General features: G+C 30.8%; 1 protein-coding gene. It reads right to left on the reverse strand.

Annotated elements, in window-relative coordinates:
- Positions 1–3: 3 nt before the first annotated feature.
- Positions 4–243 (reverse strand): hypothetical protein, encoded by a 240-nt coding sequence (locus V7183_RS25710; protein WP_335361305.1) that lies wholly within the window; start codon positions 241–243, stop codon positions 4–6.
- Positions 244–549 lie beyond the last annotated feature (306 nt).

Here is a 549-nt window from a genome sequence, read left to right on the forward strand (position 1 = left end):
ACATCAATTAAAAAAACGACGTAAAACTCCTCCTTTGTATGTAAAGGTTAGTTCTACTTCTGGTATCATAATCGATTGATGTTCTCTTCCTAAATTTTCTTCTATTGCTGTTAAATCAATTTTTATAGATTCACATGCACGATATTTTACGGATACTATAGATTGCTTTCTATTTACCACAATGTAATTCATCTCAATGAAATTATCGGTTGACCTACATTCCAAATATTCTATCTGATTCATTAGTCCTTGATACCTTTCTAGCGACTCTTTGTTTTCCCAAAATTTACATGGATACATTTTTTAAAATTTTTGATATCTTACAAATAAGCCTTCGTTGGCTGTTATACCGTCTCCCTAGCTATCCAAAGTTAGGGAGTTTCGAATTTACTACAAAATGAAATTTTTATTAACACCTTTCTAATTTATTTCTCAACATCCATAAATAGGATTAAAATCCTATTTATGGTAATATAAAGGTGATTCCCTGTGTAGTTCTCTCTCATCTTTTTAAAAGGACCTGTCCCCAAATAGCAGGTCCTTTTTAAT

The sequence above is a fragment of the Bacillus sp. JJ1127 genome (assembly GCF_036965845.1).
Classification (GTDB): Bacteria; Bacillota; Bacilli; order Bacillales; family Bacillaceae_G; genus Bacillus_A.

Coding starts and splice junctions, on each gene's coding strand:
- V7183_RS25710 (WP_335361305.1), bottom strand. CDS start 243: ATGAATCAGATAGAATATTTGGAATGTAGGTCAACCGATAATTTCATT.